Here is a 17,665-nt window from a genome sequence, read left to right as displayed (position 1 = left end):
TGACCATCGCTTGTTTAAAACAAGATGGATTTTATCTTTTTTGTGAAATTTGAACTTCAACACCACTTGGTAATTCAAATCTTTTAATTTGATCCAAAGCTTTATCGCTAGGATCAATTAAAGTAATTAATCTTTGGTATGTTCTTGATTCAAATTGTTCACGAGATTTTTTGTTAACGTGTACTGATCTTAAAATAGTAACCACTTCTCTTTTTGTTGGAAGAGGAACTGGTCCACTAACCTTAATGTTATTTTTTGATGCAATTTCAACAATTTTTTTTGCACCGAAATCCACTAAAGCATGATCAAAACTTTTAACTTTGATATTTAATTTACTCATGTGTTGTCTCCTTTTGTTCTTTACTTTGAACTTTACTCCACATAAATTACTTAACTTGTCCTCAACAACATTTTGGCAAATTAACAACCTTATGCTTCATCGTAATAGTTGCTTTCTAATTCTATAAAAAAAGTTAAAAAACGAAAGCAAATAATTAAATAATTTTATATATAGATAATAATATTAAAACTTCAAAAAATTTATATATCTAAAAAAGTTAAAAAAACATATATTTTTTTCTTAATTTTGAACTTTTTGATAAAAATAATCATTTTTTCTTTATTTATTGCCTTAAACATGTTTTCTATAATTTTTAATCGTTTTTAAAAAAGATACACCGAAAAGAGTTGTATATATTTCAGATATAAAAAAACAAGCTAAAAAATTATTAAATCTATTTATCTTTAGCTTGTAATTCTAATATTATGTCTCTTAACTCTATAGCTCTTTCATAATCCAATTCCTTGGCAGCTTGATTCATTTGCTCACGAAGTTTATTAATAACTTCATTTTTAGAAATGGTTTTATCTTTTTTAGTTTCATTATTAAAATAAAATTGAATAGCACCCTCTAAACCATCACCTTGTATAGGTTCGGGAATTGGCTTAACAATTGTTTGCGGAATTATATTATGTTTTTTATTATATTTTTTTTGTAATTCCCTTTTGTATAAATTATCATCAATAGTTTCTTGCATACTTTTAGAAATTTTATCTGCATAAAATATAACTCGACCATTACTATTACGAGCTGCTCGTCCTGCAATTTGAATTAAACTTCGAGTATTTCTAAAAAAACTCTCTTTATCAGCATCTAAAACAATAATCAAACTAACTTCTGGTAAATCAATTCCTTCCCGCAATAAATTAATTCCAACTACAGTGTCATAAACACCCTTACGCAATTTACGTAATATTTCATTTCTTTCAAAAGTGTTATGATCAGCATGAATATAAGCTATCTTTTCATTCTTTTCTAAGTAATGTCTAGTTAATTCTTCAGCAAAGCGTTTTGTTGTTGTTAATATTAACGTTCTTTCATTATTATTTTTTTGTTTTTGAATTTCATCGTAAATATTTTCGACTTGATTTTTTGAAGATCTAATTTCAATTTTTGGATCTAATAATCCTGTTGGTCTAACAAATAATCTAGTAATTAAGCCATGTGTTTGATTTAATTCATATTCAGCAGGAGTTGCAGAAATATAAACCGTTTGAAAATCAAATTCTGTTTCAAATTCATCAAAACGTAGTGGCCTATTATCTAAGGCACTTGGCAATCTAAAACCATAATCAACAAGTGTTTGTTTTCTTGCTCTATCTCCTCTATACATTCCATTTAATTGTGGTATCATCATATGAGATTCATCGATGAATAAAATTGGTTTTTTATTCATAAAATAGTCCAATAATGTATATGGTCTTTCCCCTTCTTCACGTCTATCCATATAGCGAGCATAATTTTCAATTCCAGGGCATATGCCAAACTCAATTAAAGAGTCTATGTCTTTTTCAGTTCTTTCTTTAATTCTTTGAGCTTCTAATAATTTGTTATTATTCGTAAAATATTTAATTCTTTCTTGCAATTCTTGTTGAATTTTTAAACATGCTTCGTTAATAACATCGTGATCAACAGTGTATGCATCACCAGGAAAAATAGTGAATTTTTTAAAACTTTCTAAAACTTCTTTTGTCACAGGATGAACTGTTTTAATTGAATCAATTTCATCACCAAAGAAATCTACTCTAATTAAATATTGATCATCATGAGCTGGTCTAATAAACACAATATCGCCTTTAGAACTAAAACTTCCTAAAGTTGAGTCAACTTCATTTCTTTGATAATTTTTTAATACCAATTGTTTTAAAAAATCTTGTCGAGAAATTTGCATACCAACATTTATTGGCATAATAGATGAATAATATTCCTTTGGATTCAAAGCTCCGTATATTGCACTAACAGAAGCAACAATTATAGTATCATCTCTTGTTAATACAGAGTTAGCAGCACTCATTCTCATAGCATCTAAATCTTTATTTTGCTTGCTTGTTTTATCTATAAACGAATCACTTTCAGGAATATAGGCTTCAGGACGATAATAATCAAAATATGATACAAAATATTCAACTTTATTTTCAGGAAAAAAACTTTTTAATTCGCTATACAATTGGCTTGCCAAAGTTTTATTGTGTGAAAGAACCAAAATAGGACGATTAAACTCTTTTATAACATTTGCAATAGTAAATGTTTTACCACTACCTGTTACCCCTTTTAGAACTTGATATTTCATTCCATCTTTAATATTTTGTACTAATTCTTGAATTGCTCGGGGTTGATCACCAGCAGGTTTATATTTTGATACTAATTTATAAATTGACATATTAATATTATAGTATAAAACAATACATATAAATTTTCTCAATAATTCTTAATTTAAAGTATTTTTAGTAAAAAAGATAAATAATTAAAATAAAAAAATATAATTTAATAGAAAAAGGGGTGTTAATGAATAAAAAGAGTCAATTATTAAATAAAATAAGTGATTCAGATTTAAATTTAGAAATGATTTCCTATTACATGGAATTAAATACTGTTGAAACTTATAATGAACTAATTAAATATATAAATAACAATAAAACAAGTAATAATAAATATAGAAAAATATTCGAATTTTTAGAACACGAAAACAATTTAACTATCGACAATTACATAAAGTTTTTATGTCTTTTAATTAAAAATGAATCCAAATTACAAAATTCAAATATTTTAGAAACTCAAAAAATAATTAAAAGTAAATTATTGCAAGTTAAAACTAAAAAAGAATTCCAAAAAATTGATGCTTCAATTTTAATAACAATTTCTTCAGAAATAAATTCAATTTTATTTAAGCTTATGGAACGAAAAGAAAATAAATCTTTATCACTTGAACATTGTTTAAATTTTTTAACAAATTATAAAGACTCAAATATAATTTCAACTTTTAGAAAATATAATAGTGAATATTCATTATCTAAAGAATTTAAAACAAATATAAATAAATTTATAAAAAATAAAAAAACTAAATATGAAGAGAAACTAAAAGAAATATTTTTATTGCTAGAAGATGAGAACATAAGCGAATCTAAAAAAAATTTTCTAATGGTTTTAGACGAAATATGAAACGGGCATTGTTTTGATAATTTACTATCAAATTTTAGAAATTTGGTTACCAATTATTTTGATTCAAATGCAAAACCAAATATTAAAGCACTAATTAAACAAATTCAAAATAAAATAAAAAATGTCAAGAAGAAAAAGGATAAATAAATGAAAAAAATATTTTTTAATAATTGAAAATCTCTAGGCGACAAAGAAAATAAAAAAGTTTCTGAATTAGTACTAGAATATTCCAAAAATAATCAAGGACTACTAATATTAACTGGTGAAAATAATTCAGGAAAATCAAATGTTTTAAGTGCTTTATCTGTTTTAGAAGAATTTGGAAATAAAGAAAAAATTCATTGTTGCTATGATTCATATAATATGAATGAAAATGATGAAGTATATTTCTATTATTTCGAAGAAGATGATAATTATAAATATTTTCAATTTGTTTATTGCGATAAAAATAAAGGGCCAATTGACAATCATTATTTAAAAAAACAATTATTTTCTTTTAAAAAACAAATTAATTATTTTGAATCAAAAAATGTTGAAAAATTAATACGTTATGCTAGAGATTTAATTAGCCATTACAAATATGATTTGAAAACTATACACTTTTATTTAAATAATATTTTTATAAAAATATTCAAAAAAATAATAAACAATGAAAAAATTATTGTCAATGATTTTGTTGAATATATGAAATTAGAATTGTTTATAGAAGAAATTAGTAAAAAACTATCTTTAGAAGAAAAAAATAAATTTATAAATCCATCCTACCATTCAGGATACGAAAATAATAAAACTTTATGTCTAAAAAATCCTATAAAATTTGAGTACGATTCATCAATTACAAATAATTTAATAATTAATGCTAACGAAATTAAAAAATATAACGACAATGAGAAAACCAATACATTAATAAAAATACTAAATTCATATGACCAAAATATAATTGAAGAAATATCTTATTATTTTCAATTATCAGATATCGATAATTTAATAAAAATAACTGAAAAAATAAATAATTATTTAAATGATTTTTCGAATAAAATAAATGAAATTGTAGGAACTAATAAAAAATATTTATTTAAATGCAATTATTTAAAAACTAGAAAAAATATTGAATTGAAACTACGCAGTATTTATGGTAAAAAAAGAGAAATATATGAGGATATAAATACGCAATCCCTAGGTTTTAAATGATTATTTTCATTACTAGTTTATTTGATTACAATAAAAACAAATGATCAAAGACAAATAATTTATATGGATGAACCCGCAACTAATTTGAATGGCTTAATTTTAAAGAATTTAAGAGAGAGTTTAAAAAAAATTGGAAAAAATAATAACATTTTATTTGTTCTCTCGACTCATTCATCATTTTGAATAAATATACGAAATCTAGAAGAAATTAGAGTTATACGAAAAAATGATTATGGATCTGAAATTCACAATTATTTTGAATTCTTTTTTAAAAAAAATACACAAGATTCAATTGAAATGTTATCTAAATTATTACTTACTACAAAAGAATCACTTTTAGAAAATGAATATACACAACTTATATATGTTGAAGGTCATAGTGATGTATTGTATTTAACAGGAATGGCTAATAGGTTAATTAAAAAAACAAATAATGATATTTATAAAAAATTAATTTTTGTACCAATAAATGGATTAGGACGAGATGAAGTTGATGTTGAAGACATTACTGAATTATCAAAATCTGTTCGTAACCCACTATTGTTAATTGATGGTGATGAAAAAGCAAATGAATTTGAATTAGCTGTTAAATTGTTCAATGTAAAAGGATCAGAAAATGCTAAAGTAAATCATATAAAATTAATTAAATTAAGCGATATTAATAAAAAGTGAAAAGAAATTGAGAAAGTTTTTAAGGATAAATTACCAAATAATAATAAAAGTCCAGAAATTGCTCTTAATACAAAAGAAGAAATTGAAGATATAAACAATAAGAAATTTGAAAAATCAGAAAAAGAATTCAAAAAAATATTAGATATATTGGTACTAATGTAAAAGGAGATTTAATGAAATATTTATTGGTTGGAGGAGCTGGTTATATTGGCAGTCATATTGCTGAAATATTAAATGATAATAAACAAGAAGTTGCAATATATGACAATTTATCAACAGGTTTTAAAGAGTTTGTTCTAGAAAATCAACAATTGTATATTGGAGATGTTTTAAACCAAAATGACTATGAAAAAGTTCTTAAAAATTTTAATCCAGATGTTGTTATTTATTTAGCAGGATTAATTAAAGTGGGTGAAAGTATTAAATTTCCTATTAAATATTATGAAACAAATATTTTAGGAATAATTAACACATTAAAATTAATGGAAAAATATAAAATTAAAAATTTAATATTTTCTTCATCTGCTGCTGTATATGGCAAAAACTGTAGACATAAAAATGGTTTTTTAGAAAAAGATACAAAAAAACCTATATCGCCATATGGAAAATCAAAACTTTTTGATGAGCAAATTATTGATGATTATGCAAAAGTGCATAAGGATTTTAACTACACTTTTTTAAGATACTTTAATGTTGCAGGAGCAAGTGAAAGTCAAAGAATTGGTTATTTAATTAAAAATAATAGTGAAATCACGCATATAGTACCCGCAATAAGTTATCATGTTTTTGGTAAAAATCCAAATTTTAAAATAAATGGAAATGATTATAAAACCCATGATAAAACATGTATTCGTGACTACATACATGTAAAAGATTTAGCAAATATTCATTATCAAGCAGCTAAACACATGATTAAAAATCGAAAAAATTATATATATAATGTGGGTAATAATAAAGGTTATTCCAATCTAGAAATTGTGAAAAAATTTGAATTTATTCTTAAAAGAAAACTTGATATTAAATACGGACCTCGTAGAGAAGGTGATCCAGATATTTTAATAGCAAATTCAAGTAAATTAAAAGAAGAATTAAACTATGAATTTAAATATTCATTAGAAGACATCGTAAGAACAGAATTAGAATTTAGAAAAAATCATCAATAAAATGTGTGAAATCATTATTTTCACACATTTTTTAACTTGATTTATAGCTTTGAATTATTCTAAAAATAGAATGTGCTATTCTAATCATTTCATTGATAGGAAAAATGAATTTTTCTTCAAACTCTTTTTCATTATTGTGCATTTTTATTAATTCACTATTATTGTAAACTGCTTTTCATTTAGTCATAAATTCTGAAAAATTTATTTCAACACTTTTATTATCTTTAGAAATTTTAATAAATATTGGTTTATCTATATTTTTATCTTCTATTATATTAAAAAAGCTATCTATAAATTTCTTTATTATTACTACTTTATTATTTTTATTATATTTAAGCTCGTTATTTATATTGTAAATTGAAGTTGCTGAATTTCATTCTCTTCATAAATTTATTAAAGCATGAGTATGTTTATTATTGCTTTCTAAACTAGAGGTATTAACCAAAATAGTAGAATAATCTATTGAAGACAAATGCTTATTAAAATATCTCTGAGAATATTCATTTTTCATTTCATTAAATGAGTCATTAATTTCTTTATAAAATTCATTTTCAAGAAATTTTTTGTCTTCTTCACTGTAATTAGAATTATTAAAAAACGGTCAACCAGGATTATTCAAAAATGCATTTACATATCTTTTTAGAGCTGAATTATTTGGTATTCAATTACTTCAATCATCCATTATTTTATTAATTTCAGTATTTATTATATCTAAATATCTTATTTGAAGATTTAAGGGAATTTGATTATTTTCAGAGAAAGGTTTTAGTTGAAATTTAAGAAACTCAAAATCTGGATTTTCAACTATAGAATTTCCATTTTTATAACCTACTTGAATAATAGAATCCTCTTCGTTTAATAAATATCTCAATAAATCATCGTTTTGAAATTTATTAATAAAAAAATCTGTTACTTTTTTAATTTCTAAATAACTATTGAAATAATATGATTTATAATTATTTTTTTCATTATCACCCATAAAGGAATTTAATTGGTCAAAATTAATTTTAAATATTTGAAAATTTTGTCTCAATTTTAAAGAATATTCACTTTTAAAAAAATCGGTTGAATCATAAAAACTACTCTGACATTTGATTGCCATAGTGGACATTGGTAGAATTGATATCATAGATAATGATAATAATTTTATTTTTGTCTTGCTTCGCATAATTTTTGTTCTTGTTTTCTAATTATATTTTTTAAATCTTTCAATTCTTTTAAAGTGATTTTTCGATATGCTCCTTCTGGAATTTTATCAACTTTTAAATTGGCATAACTTACTCGTTTTAAATTAATTACTTTATGATTTAATTTTTCAAATAATTTTTTTACATGATGATATGAACCGACATGCAATGTAATTAAATAACTTTTTTCCTCAACCTGATCAACAATTTGATGAGAGATTTTTCCATCTAATTCGATACCACTATTTATTTTTTTAAATTCAGATAACGATAATGGACTATCTATTCTTGCTCGGTAAGTTCTTGGAATTTCATATTTAGGGTGAGTTAATTTATTAACTAATTCAAAATCATTAGTTAACAACATTAATCCAGTTGTATTATAATCTAATCTACCTACGGGTACTATTCTTTCATTAGTATCTATGTATTGAACTACTGTTTGTCTTCCTTGTGGGTCTTTGACAGTAGAAACCACTCTTTTAGGTTTATTTAATAAAAAATAAACAAAATTATTTTCTGGAATAGAAATCAATTTATCATTAACTTTTATTTCATCATTGATTTGAGCCTTTGCACCCAACTCAATGATAACCCCATTCACTTTTACTAGTCCCTTACTTATATATTCTTCTGCTTTACGACGCGAGCAATATCCCGATTGCGCAATAATTTTTTGCACTCTAATTAATTCTTTCATATTATTCTTTCTAGTAATGAATTATGACATTCATTTTTTATATATTTTTTCTTGTTCTTTATCAAAAATTATACCTTTGTTTTTATTAAATTCATAAGTTCTTTTTACAACTTCTTTAAAACCTTGTTCAAAATTAGTTTTGACAAGTTGACGCAATTTTTGCACACCATCAAAAGCTCTTCCTTCACAAATCTTATCGGCTATAAATAAAATTTTATCTAATGTAGATAAATCAAGAGCTAGTGAGGTGTGAATGCTAACAGCTTTTATAATCTCTTCATTATCAATTTTATAAATATATTTCAATCACAAACTTCCAGCAATTTGATGTAATTTATAATTAGGAAATATTTCTTTATCAAAGCCATTTAAATTAAATTGGGAAATAAATTCTCTAAATTCCAATTCATTTAATTCTTTACAAATATCATGGAACAAACCTGCATAATATGCAATTTTAGCGTCATAATTAATTGTTTTTGCTAATTCGGCTGCAAAAGTTGCTGCAGCGACACAATGTTTAGCTCTTTTAGCTGATAAAATACCATGAACAATTTCTTTGCTATATAAAAAGTTATTTCCAATATATTTATTAACATCTTCATCTAAAAAATCAAATATTCCATTTCTAATATTTGTTGATGAATCTTTTAAAATTTTATTTTTCATTAATAAACAATTATATTTTTTTATATTTATCTTATTAATTTTATTATTTCTTCGATATATAACAATTTTACATTTACTACTTATTTCATCTATATTTTCTCACTTATTTAATGTTGGTAATAAATCACTACCCATTATAAAAAATAATTCATCATTAGGAAATTTTTGTCTAAAATACCTAATCGTTTCGAAAGTATAACTATTTCCTCCTCTTTTTGTTTCAAATTCACTTACTTCAAAGTTCATATCTTTTATTTTTTTAATGGCAATATTTAACATTTGAATTCTTTGCTCATTAGTTGTAGATATTTTTCTTTTTTTAAAAGGATTTTTGTTTGCTGGAATAAAATATAATTTATCTATTTTTAATTCTTCATATGCTTGTTTAGCAATTTCAATATGACCTTTATGGATTGGATCAAAAGTTCCTCCGAATAATGCAATTTTCATAATACTTCCTGCTTTCTTAAATTAAGATACATATTTAATTTTAATATAAAAATAGCATTAAATAAAAATGCTACTTTAAATTTATTCTAGTTAATAATGTTTCTTTTTTAATTTTTAATTTGTTTTTCTCTTATTACATAACGTTTAACCTTTTTATTACCATTATGACATTTTGTAGGTGATGTTCGCTTTATTTCTCAAATTTTATTATTATCTTTTCAACTTGTATTATCTTTTTTTACTTCATTAGACACTATATTTAATGGAACGCAATTTCCACAAGTACTTTTACCACCTTTACTTATTGGTAATATATGGTCAATATTTCAACCGTATTTAGAATTTTTGTTTCTATATTCTTGTTTATGCATTTCGCGACCTACAAAATCCTTTACATTGGTTTTATCATCAAATCTTTTTTCTCAATAAATTTCTGCTCGTTCTTTATCTATTATTTCTTCATTCATAAAAACATCTAAAATATAAATTTTTTTATTACTCAAATTTTAATATTTTTCCGCTTAATTGCAACAGAATTATTTATAAATAAAAAATAATTTTTTAATTCTCTATATAATTAAAAAAATTAAATTTATCTTGAAAATAAGGGGTTAATATGTCAGCAAAAGAAGAAATTATTATAAAAGGAGCAAAAGAGAACAATTTAAAAAATATTTCATTAACAATACCTAAAAACAAATTGATAGTATTTACGGGCTTAAGTGGAAGTGGTAAATCTTCTCTTGCATTTAATACTATTTATGAAGAAGGACGAAGAAAATATGTTGATAGTTTAAGTAATTACGCAAGACTATTTTTAGGGGGTACAAGTAAACCTGACGTTGATAGTATAGATGGTTTAAGTCCATCTATTTCTATTGAACAAAAGACAACGCATAATAATCCTCGTTCCACAGTTGGTACTGTTACAGAAATTTATGATTATTTTAGATTATTATTCGCTCGTATCGGCGTTCCATTTTGTCCTAAACACAAAATTGAAATAACGAGTCAAACAAATAAAGATATATTAAATTCTATTTATTCTTTACCTCAAAATAGTAAGTTATACATTTTATCTCCAATTATTGATGGAGAAAAAGGAACACATGCAAATACCATTGAAAAACTTCGGAAAGAGGGTTTTATAAGAATCAAAGTTGATAACCAAATAATGAATTTAGATGAAAAAATAGAATTAGAAAAAAATATCAAACATACAATAGATATAGTTGTAGATAGAATTGTTTTAAATGAAGAAAGTAAAAATAGAATAAGCGAAGCTATTGACATAGCAATTAGTTATTCAAAAGGATTAGTAAAAATTGAAACTACAGATGGTGTTATAAAAACATTTAGTAAATTGCATTCATGTATTTATAAAGATTTTGAAATGCCTAAAATAGACACTAGACTTTTTTCATTTAATTCTCCGTTTGGAATGTGTCAAAAATGTAAAGGATTGGGTGTTGATTTAAAAGCTGATTTTGATCAAGTTGCTCCTGAACAATGAAGAAGCATAAATGAGGGCGGAATAAAATATTTTCAAAATACTGTAAATAGTCAAAACTTAGAATGACAAGAATTCGATGTTTTATTAAATTATTATAATATTGATAAAAATAGGCCAATTGAAAATTTAAGTAAAAAAGAATTAGATATTATCAAATATGGTTCAGAAGATGAAATTGAATTTGTTATTGTATCCTCAAACAACAATAAATATCGCAGAACAAAATTTATTGAGGGTATTTTAACTAAAATTGAACGTCTTTATTATGAAACATCAAGTCAAAAAATAAGAGATTGACTTAAAAAATATATGGGTACATTCGAATGTCAAAAATGTCATGGTAGTAGATTAAATAAATACGCATTAGCAGTTCAAGTGAATGGTAAAAGTATTAATGATTTTGCCCGTATGAGTGTTGATGAGGCTTTAATTCATGTGGAAAATTTAAAATTAAATGAAGAGCAAAAAACTATATCAAATTTAATAATCAATGAATTAGTAAATAGGTTAAGATTTTTAAAAAATGTAGGTTTAAATTATCTTACATTAAATAGAAATGCAGAAACTTTAAGTGGTGGAGAAAGTCAAAGAATAAAATTAGCAACACAAATAGGAAGTAATTTAACAGGAGTTTTATATGTTTTAGATGAACCATCTATTGGTTTGCATCAAAAAGATAATGATAGATTAATTAAAACACTTAAAAAAATGGTGGATATTGGTAACACACTAATAGTAGTTGAACACGATGAAGAAACTATTAAAAGTGCAGATTATTTAATTGATATAGGACCTAAAGCAGGAATACATGGTGGTGAAGTTGTTGCACAGGGACAAATTCAAGATTTAATTAATGAAAATAAATCTATAACAGGAAAATATTTAAGTGGAGAATGAAAAATAGATGTTCCTAAATCCAGAAGAAGCGGTAATGGCAAAGTTGTTACTATTCATGAGGCAAATCAAAATAATTTAAAGAAAATAACAGTAAAATTTCCATTAGGTAAATTTATAGGTGTTACAGGTTTGAGTGGTTCAGGTAAAAGTACACTAGTTAATGAAATTTTCGTGAAGGGTACTGAAAAAGCATTAAACAAAAATTTTCAAGGTAAGATAGGGACATTTAAATCAATTAGTGGTTTGAAAAATGTCGATAAAATAATCTCTGTTAATCAAAGTCCTATAGGTAGAACTCCAAGAAGTAATCCTGCTACTTATACATCTGTTTTTGATGAAATAAGAGAAATATTTGCAACTGTAGAAGAATCGAGAATAAGAGGTTACTCAAGATCACGTTTTAGTTTTAATGTTCCTGGAGGGCGTTGTGAAAAATGCTCTGGAGATGGTTTAATAAAAATAGAAATGCATTTTCTACCAGATGTTTATATAACTTGTGACCAATGTGATGGTGAAAGATATAATCGAGAAACATTAGAAATAAAATATCACAATAAAAACATTAGCGATGTTTTAAATATGACAGTTGATGAAGCTGTTGAATTTTTTGGAGCTAGAGTAAATGTCAAACAAAAATTAGAAACTTTACAAGCTGTTGGACTTGGTTATATAAAACTAGGTCAATCGTCTACAACATTAAGTGGTGGTGAAGCACAAAGAGTAAAATTGGCAACATATTTACAAAAAAAACCAACAGGAAAAACTGTCTATGTTTTAGATGAACCAACAACAGGTTTACATACATATGATGTGAGCAATTTACTAAAAGTACTCAATAAAATAGTTGACAATGGTGATACGGTTATTGTGATTGAACATAATTTAGATGTTATTAAAAATTGTGATTACATTATTGATTTGGGGCCTGAAGGCGGAATAAATGGTGGTGAAGTTGTTGCAGCTGGTACTCCGGAACAAATTAGTGAAAATCTAAATAGTTATACCGGATTATATTTAAAAGAACTATTAAATAAAAATTAATTGGAGTAAATATGAAACAATATAAAAATATAAATGAAGTAGATAAAAAATATAAATTCGATTTAGATGATATCTTAAAAGGTAAAACTATAAATCAACTTTTTGATGAATATAAAATATTATTTAATGAATTAATAAATATTAAAGATTCAAAATATGAAAACATCGAAAATTTTATTAACAGTTTTTCCATTTCATATAAGACAGGTATTTTAGCAAACAAAATAAATAACTATATTAACAATAATATTAATCGTGAACTCACGAATAGTAAATGAAAACAATTAGAAATTCAATGAAATCAAATAAACACTGAGTTAAATGAAAAAATGGGTTCAGAAATTAATAGATTCTACAAAAATATTCAAAAAATAAAAGAATGAATAAAAGATGAAAGACTTTCAAGTCAAAGAAAAAATATAAATCAACAAATAGAGATGTTTGAGCACAAATTATCTGATGAAATAGAAGAATATTTAGTCAAAACCGCAAATGCTAATCCATCATATGAAAGTGTTTTTTCTTTAATTACAGATAGTGAATCTAAATTCGAAAAACCTGTAGATTCCAAAAATAAAAAACATAAATTGACACCTGCATCAAGATTAAAATTAATGAAGTCTGACGATGCATTATTGAGAAAAAACACTGTTAAAAATTGACAAAAAGCTTTTTTACAACATAAGGAATCTTTAGCAAATCTTTTACACCAACAATTCACAAATATAGCAACGGAAGCTAAAATTAGAAAATATAAAAATTCAGTAGAGATGTTAACAATAGATGACAAAATTACAGATAATCTTTTACTAAAATTATTCGATAGAGTATCATCATTAAAGACTCTTATTAAAAGAAAAGATGAATATTTCAAAAAATTTTATAAAGCAAAATTCAAAGAAAAATATAACCCAAAATATGATTCATATAGAGAATTAACAAAAATTAAATCAACTTATACTATTGAAGAAATGCAAAATCTAGTTAGTGAAGCTTTAAAACCTTTTGGAGACGAATACAATTCAATTATAAATAAAGCTATTAACGAAAATTGAATTGATTATATGACAATAGATAATAAAATATCTGGAGCTTATTCAATAGGCGAAACATATGGAATTGATAAAAAATACATATTAATGAACTTTGATGGAGATTTAAGTTCTGTAGAAACATTGGCTCATGAACTTGGACACTCATTACATTCTTATTTTAGTGATAAAAATAATGATTTTGAAAATAGTCAATATCCTATATTTTTAGCTGAAATAGCATCTATTTTTAATGAATTAATGTTATATGATTATTTGTTAAAAACAACAAACAGTAACTTGTTGAAATTTAAAATATTAGAAAATATGATAGATGGTTTTATTGGAACTGTTTTTAGACAAACACTATGAGCTAATTATGAATATAACCTTTATAAAAGTGTTGAAAATTTTACAGTAAATGCAAGTTATGATTCTATTAGTAAACTATATTATGATAATTTACAAAAATATAGTTATAAAAAAAATAAATATAAAAAAGACGAAATGATTGCTTGTGTTACAGTGCCACATTTTTATTATGGATTTTACGTATACAAGTATGCTATAGGACAATTGGTTGCAAACTACTTTTTTGCAAATTATAAAACACAAGGTAGTGCTTATTTACAAACATATATAAAAAATTTTCTATCAATGGGTGATAAAAATATGCCATTAGAAACTTTAAAAAATATTGGCGTTGATTTAAATGACGACAATTTTTACAAAATAGGCTTTAGTTATTTTGAACAATTAATAAACGAATGAATAAAAATAGGCAAAAAAATTTTCAAAATAAAATAAAAATCGATTTTTTAGAAATAAGAAATAAAATTTATGCTCTTTTAACATAAACTTTTATTTCTTATTTTGTTTAGCTTGATTTTTAAAACAAAAATGAATGAATTTTATTGTTTTTTGAATCATGAAAGTTTAATTACTTATCTTTTTATCATTTACATATAAAATATTAATTATAAATATTATTCAATTCATTATAAGTATTTTAAAAGGAGTTATTATGAAATTTACATCATTGATAGCAGAAAAAGTTAACAATCTTGATAGACCAAAAAAAATTGTTTTAATTGATGGAGACAATAAAATTGCCTTATCAGCAGCTAAAGAACTAGCAAAATTTAAAAATATCGAATTGATACTTTTAGAAGATAAACAACAAACATGTGAATCTTGTTGTAATGAAAACCCAAAAATTAAATTTCTAAATTTATTAAACGAAACAAAAAAAACCGAAGAATTAGCACAACAATATTTTGAAATGCGTGAAGCTAAAGAAAAAGCAAGAGGAAGAGAAAACAAAGATACATTAGATATTTGTAAAAAAATGATGAAATCTAGACCATATTTTGCAATGATGTTACTTCAGACTGGTGAAGTTGATGGAGTTGTTGGGGGATTAGACTATTCAACAGCAGACATATTACGTGCTGGTTTTAAAGTAATCGGCCCTAAAAAGGGAACAAAAACAATTTCGTCAGTTATGATTATGCATAAAGATGAAAACACTTTATTCTTTAGTGATATTTCAGTTAATATAAAACCAACTGAAGAATCATTAGTTGATATTGCAAAAAACGCGGGTGAATTTGTTGAACAATTTGGCATCGAACCAAGAATCGCCTTTTTAAGTTTTTCAACAAATTTTTCAGCAAAGAGCCCTGAAAGTGAATTAGTACATAATGCTGCAAGCAAATTTAGAGAATTACACTCACAATATAAATCAATCGGCGAAGTTCAATTAGATGCTGCATTAGATTTAGATGTTAGAAATAAAAAATATAGTTTAGAAAAATATGATGAAATCTCAAATACATTAATTTTTCCAGAACTTAATGCTGGAAATATAGGTTATAAATTAGTTCAAAGACTAGCAAATTATGGAGCAATTGGCCCAATTATTGTTGGAACAAATAAACCTGTTAATGATTTATCAAGAGGTTCAAAAGTTGAAGACGTAGTCAATACTGTACTAATTACAGCACTACAAGCAAAGTAAAATATTAAGGAGAAAAAATGAAATCAAAAATTTTAGTTATAAATTCTGGAAGTAGTTCAATCAAACTTTCATTATTCGACAAAGAAACTTTAAAAGTTATAGCAAATGGTTTAGCAGAAAAAATTAAACTTCCACTAGGAAATATAAAAATTAAACACGACGATAAAGTTAATGAAATTTCATTAGAAATGAAAGATCACACCGTTGCTGTTGAAAACATTATTAACTTAATGAAAAAAATGAAATTAATTGAAAATCCAAAAGAAATCGAAATAATAGGATTTAGAGTTGTTCATGGAGGCCCATACTTTAACTCAACAACTAAATTAGACGATGAAAATATCGAATTAATTAATAAAGCAAGTATTTATGCGCCATTACATAATCCTGGTGCTGTTCAAGCAATGTTGGGATTTAAAAAAGTTATGCCACATGCAAAAATGTGTGCTGAATTTGATACATCATTTCACACAACAATTGAAGACATTAATTCAATATATCCAATTCCTTTTGAGTGAACAGAAAAATTTAATATAAAAAAATACGGAGCGCATGGAATTAGTCATGAATTTTGTACATTAAAATTAGAAAATATTTTAAACAAAAAAAATGTAAATTTTATCAATCTTCATATTGGTAATGGCGCTAGTTTATGTGCCGTTAAAAATTCAAAATCAATTGATACATCAATGGGATTAACACCTTTAGCAGGAATAATGATGGGAACACGTTCTGGAGATATTGATCCTTCAATACCTAACTTTGTTGCGGAAAATTTAAATTTAGATATTAAAACAATTACAGATGATTTGAACAATAAATCAGGCCTTTTAGGTGTATCAGGTGTTTCTAGCGATATGCGTGATTTATTAAAAGCTATTGATGATAATAATGAAAGAGCTAAATTTGCTTTTGATTTATATACACAAAAAATAATTGATTACTGTGCAATGTATGCAAACAAAATTGGAAAATTAGATGCATTAGTATTTACTGCAGGAGTTGGAGAAAATACACCTAACTTACGTGAAAACATAGCTAAAAAGATAAATTTTGCCAAAATTGAAATAGATGATACAAAAAACTATGGAAAAATAGGGGAATATGAATTAATTTCAACACCTAATAGTGAAGTAAAAGTATTTGTTTTAAGAACAAATGAAGAATTATTAATTGCTAAACATGCGTTAGAATTATTTAAATAAAATGAAAAAAGCAATTTATGCAGGTTCTTTTGATCCATTACATGATGGACACATTTCAGTTATTAAAAAATCATTAAAAATTTTCGATAAATTAGTAGTTATAGTTTCTATTAATCCAGATAAAAATAATTTAGAAAATATTGAACAAAGATTTAAAAATGTTAAAGAAAAATTAAAAAATTTCGATAACGTTGATGTAATTTTGAATAAAAATAATTTAATTGCAAATATTGCTAGCGAATTAGATATTAATTTTTTAATTAGATCAGCTAGAAATCAAATAGATTATGAAGATGAATTAGTATTAGCAGCAGGTAGCCATAGTATTAACAATAAAATTGAAACAATTTTAATAATTCCTGATTATGAAATGATTAACTATTCATCAACATTAATTAGACATAAAAATAAGTTAGGAAGATAAAAT

The 17,665-nt window shown here is 24.3% G+C and carries 14 protein-coding genes; 8 read left to right on the top strand and 6 right to left on the bottom strand.

Annotated features, from left to right (window positions below; all coding sequences use genetic code 4):
• Positions 1 to 31: 31 nt before the first annotated feature.
• Positions 32 to 340, bottom strand: a complete 309-nt coding sequence (rpsJ, locus tag T388_RS0100670; protein WP_027120422.1) for a 30S ribosomal protein S10 — start codon at positions 338 to 340, stop codon at positions 32 to 34.
• Between the two features lie 394 nt (positions 341 to 734).
• A complete protein-coding gene (gene uvrB, locus T388_RS0100665; RefSeq protein ID WP_027120421.1) occupies positions 735 to 2,720 on the bottom strand; it encodes an excinuclease ABC subunit UvrB in 1,986 nt (661 codons plus the stop codon).
• A gap of 125 nt (positions 2,721 to 2,845) precedes the next feature.
• On the opposite strand from uvrB, the gene T388_RS0100660 reads away from it, so the two are divergent.
• The 3 genes from T388_RS0100660 to galE are packed head-to-tail and all read left to right on the top strand — an operon-like array spanning position 2,846 to position 6,525.
• Positions 2,846 to 3,646 carry a hypothetical protein gene (locus T388_RS0100660; RefSeq protein ID WP_027120420.1) on the top strand — a complete coding sequence of 267 codons (801 nt, stop codon included), beginning with the start codon at positions 2,846 to 2,848 and terminating at the stop codon, positions 3,644 to 3,646.
• Entirely contained in the window at positions 3,647 to 5,524 is a 1,878-nt protein-coding gene (locus tag T388_RS0100655) for an AAA family ATPase (RefSeq protein ID WP_027120419.1), read from the top strand.
• An 11-nt stretch (positions 5,525 to 5,535) separates the two neighbouring features.
• A complete protein-coding gene (gene galE / locus T388_RS0100650) occupies positions 5,536 to 6,525 on the top strand; it encodes a UDP-glucose 4-epimerase GalE (protein ID WP_027120418.1) in 990 nt (329 codons plus the stop codon).
• A 31-nt stretch (positions 6,526 to 6,556) separates the two neighbouring features.
• Here the strand turns inward: galE and T388_RS0100645 are convergent, their stop codons facing one another.
• The 4 genes from T388_RS0100645 to T388_RS03805 all read right to left on the bottom strand — a co-directional run bounded on the left by T388_RS0100645 (position 6,557) and on the right by T388_RS03805 (position 9,998).
• Positions 6,557 to 7,654 carry an MAG0770 family lipoprotein gene (locus T388_RS0100645; protein ID WP_156930241.1) on the bottom strand — a complete coding sequence of 366 codons (1,098 nt, stop codon included), beginning with the start codon at positions 7,652 to 7,654 and terminating at the stop codon, positions 6,557 to 6,559.
• A gap of 17 nt (positions 7,655 to 7,671) precedes the next feature.
• On the bottom strand, positions 7,672 to 8,412 hold the full coding sequence (locus tag T388_RS0100640) for a pseudouridine synthase (protein ID WP_027120416.1): 741 nt from the start codon (positions 8,410 to 8,412) through the stop codon (positions 7,672 to 7,674).
• Positions 8,413 to 8,433: 21 nt separating this feature from the next.
• Positions 8,434 to 9,531, bottom strand: coding sequence for a nicotinate-nucleotide adenylyltransferase (locus T388_RS0100635; protein ID WP_027120415.1), 1,098 nt, complete (start codon positions 9,529 to 9,531; stop codon positions 8,434 to 8,436).
• 107 nt (positions 9,532 to 9,638) lie between these two features.
• Positions 9,639 to 9,998 (bottom strand): HNH endonuclease signature motif containing protein, encoded by a 360-nt coding sequence (locus T388_RS03805; protein WP_169733521.1) that lies wholly within the window; start codon positions 9,996 to 9,998, stop codon positions 9,639 to 9,641.
• A 149-nt stretch (positions 9,999 to 10,147) separates the two neighbouring features.
• Here T388_RS03805 and uvrA point away from each other — a divergent pair, with 149 nt between their 5' ends.
• The 5 genes from uvrA to coaD all read left to right on the top strand — a co-directional run bounded on the left by uvrA (position 10,148) and on the right by coaD (position 17,662).
• On the top strand, positions 10,148 to 12,982 hold the full coding sequence (gene uvrA, locus T388_RS0100625; protein WP_027120414.1) for an excinuclease ABC subunit UvrA: 2,835 nt from the start codon (positions 10,148 to 10,150) through the stop codon (positions 12,980 to 12,982).
• Between the two features lie 11 nt (positions 12,983 to 12,993).
• Positions 12,994 to 14,820, top strand: coding sequence for a M3 family oligoendopeptidase (locus T388_RS0100620; protein ID WP_027120413.1), 1,827 nt, complete (start codon positions 12,994 to 12,996; stop codon positions 14,818 to 14,820).
• A 217-nt stretch (positions 14,821 to 15,037) separates the two neighbouring features.
• A complete protein-coding gene (locus T388_RS0100610; RefSeq protein ID WP_027120412.1) occupies positions 15,038 to 16,033 on the top strand; it encodes a phosphotransacetylase in 996 nt (331 codons plus the stop codon).
• A 17-nt stretch (positions 16,034 to 16,050) separates the two neighbouring features.
• Positions 16,051 to 17,238 carry an acetate/propionate family kinase gene (locus tag T388_RS0100605; protein ID WP_027120411.1) on the top strand — a complete coding sequence of 396 codons (1,188 nt, stop codon included), beginning with the start codon at positions 16,051 to 16,053 and terminating at the stop codon, positions 17,236 to 17,238.
• Between the two features lies 1 nt (position 17,239).
• A complete protein-coding gene (gene coaD / locus T388_RS0100600) occupies positions 17,240 to 17,662 on the top strand; it encodes a pantetheine-phosphate adenylyltransferase (protein WP_027120410.1) in 423 nt (140 codons plus the stop codon).
• The last annotated feature ends 3 nt before the right edge of the window (positions 17,663 to 17,665 follow it).

The organism is Mycoplasmopsis lipofaciens ATCC 35015 (assembly GCF_000686585.1).
Lineage (GTDB): Bacteria > Bacillota_I > Bacilli_A > Mycoplasmatales > Metamycoplasmataceae > Mycoplasmopsis > Mycoplasmopsis lipofaciens.
Note: the sequence above shows the minus strand (reverse complement) of the source record. Positions and strands in the feature narration are given on the sequence as shown.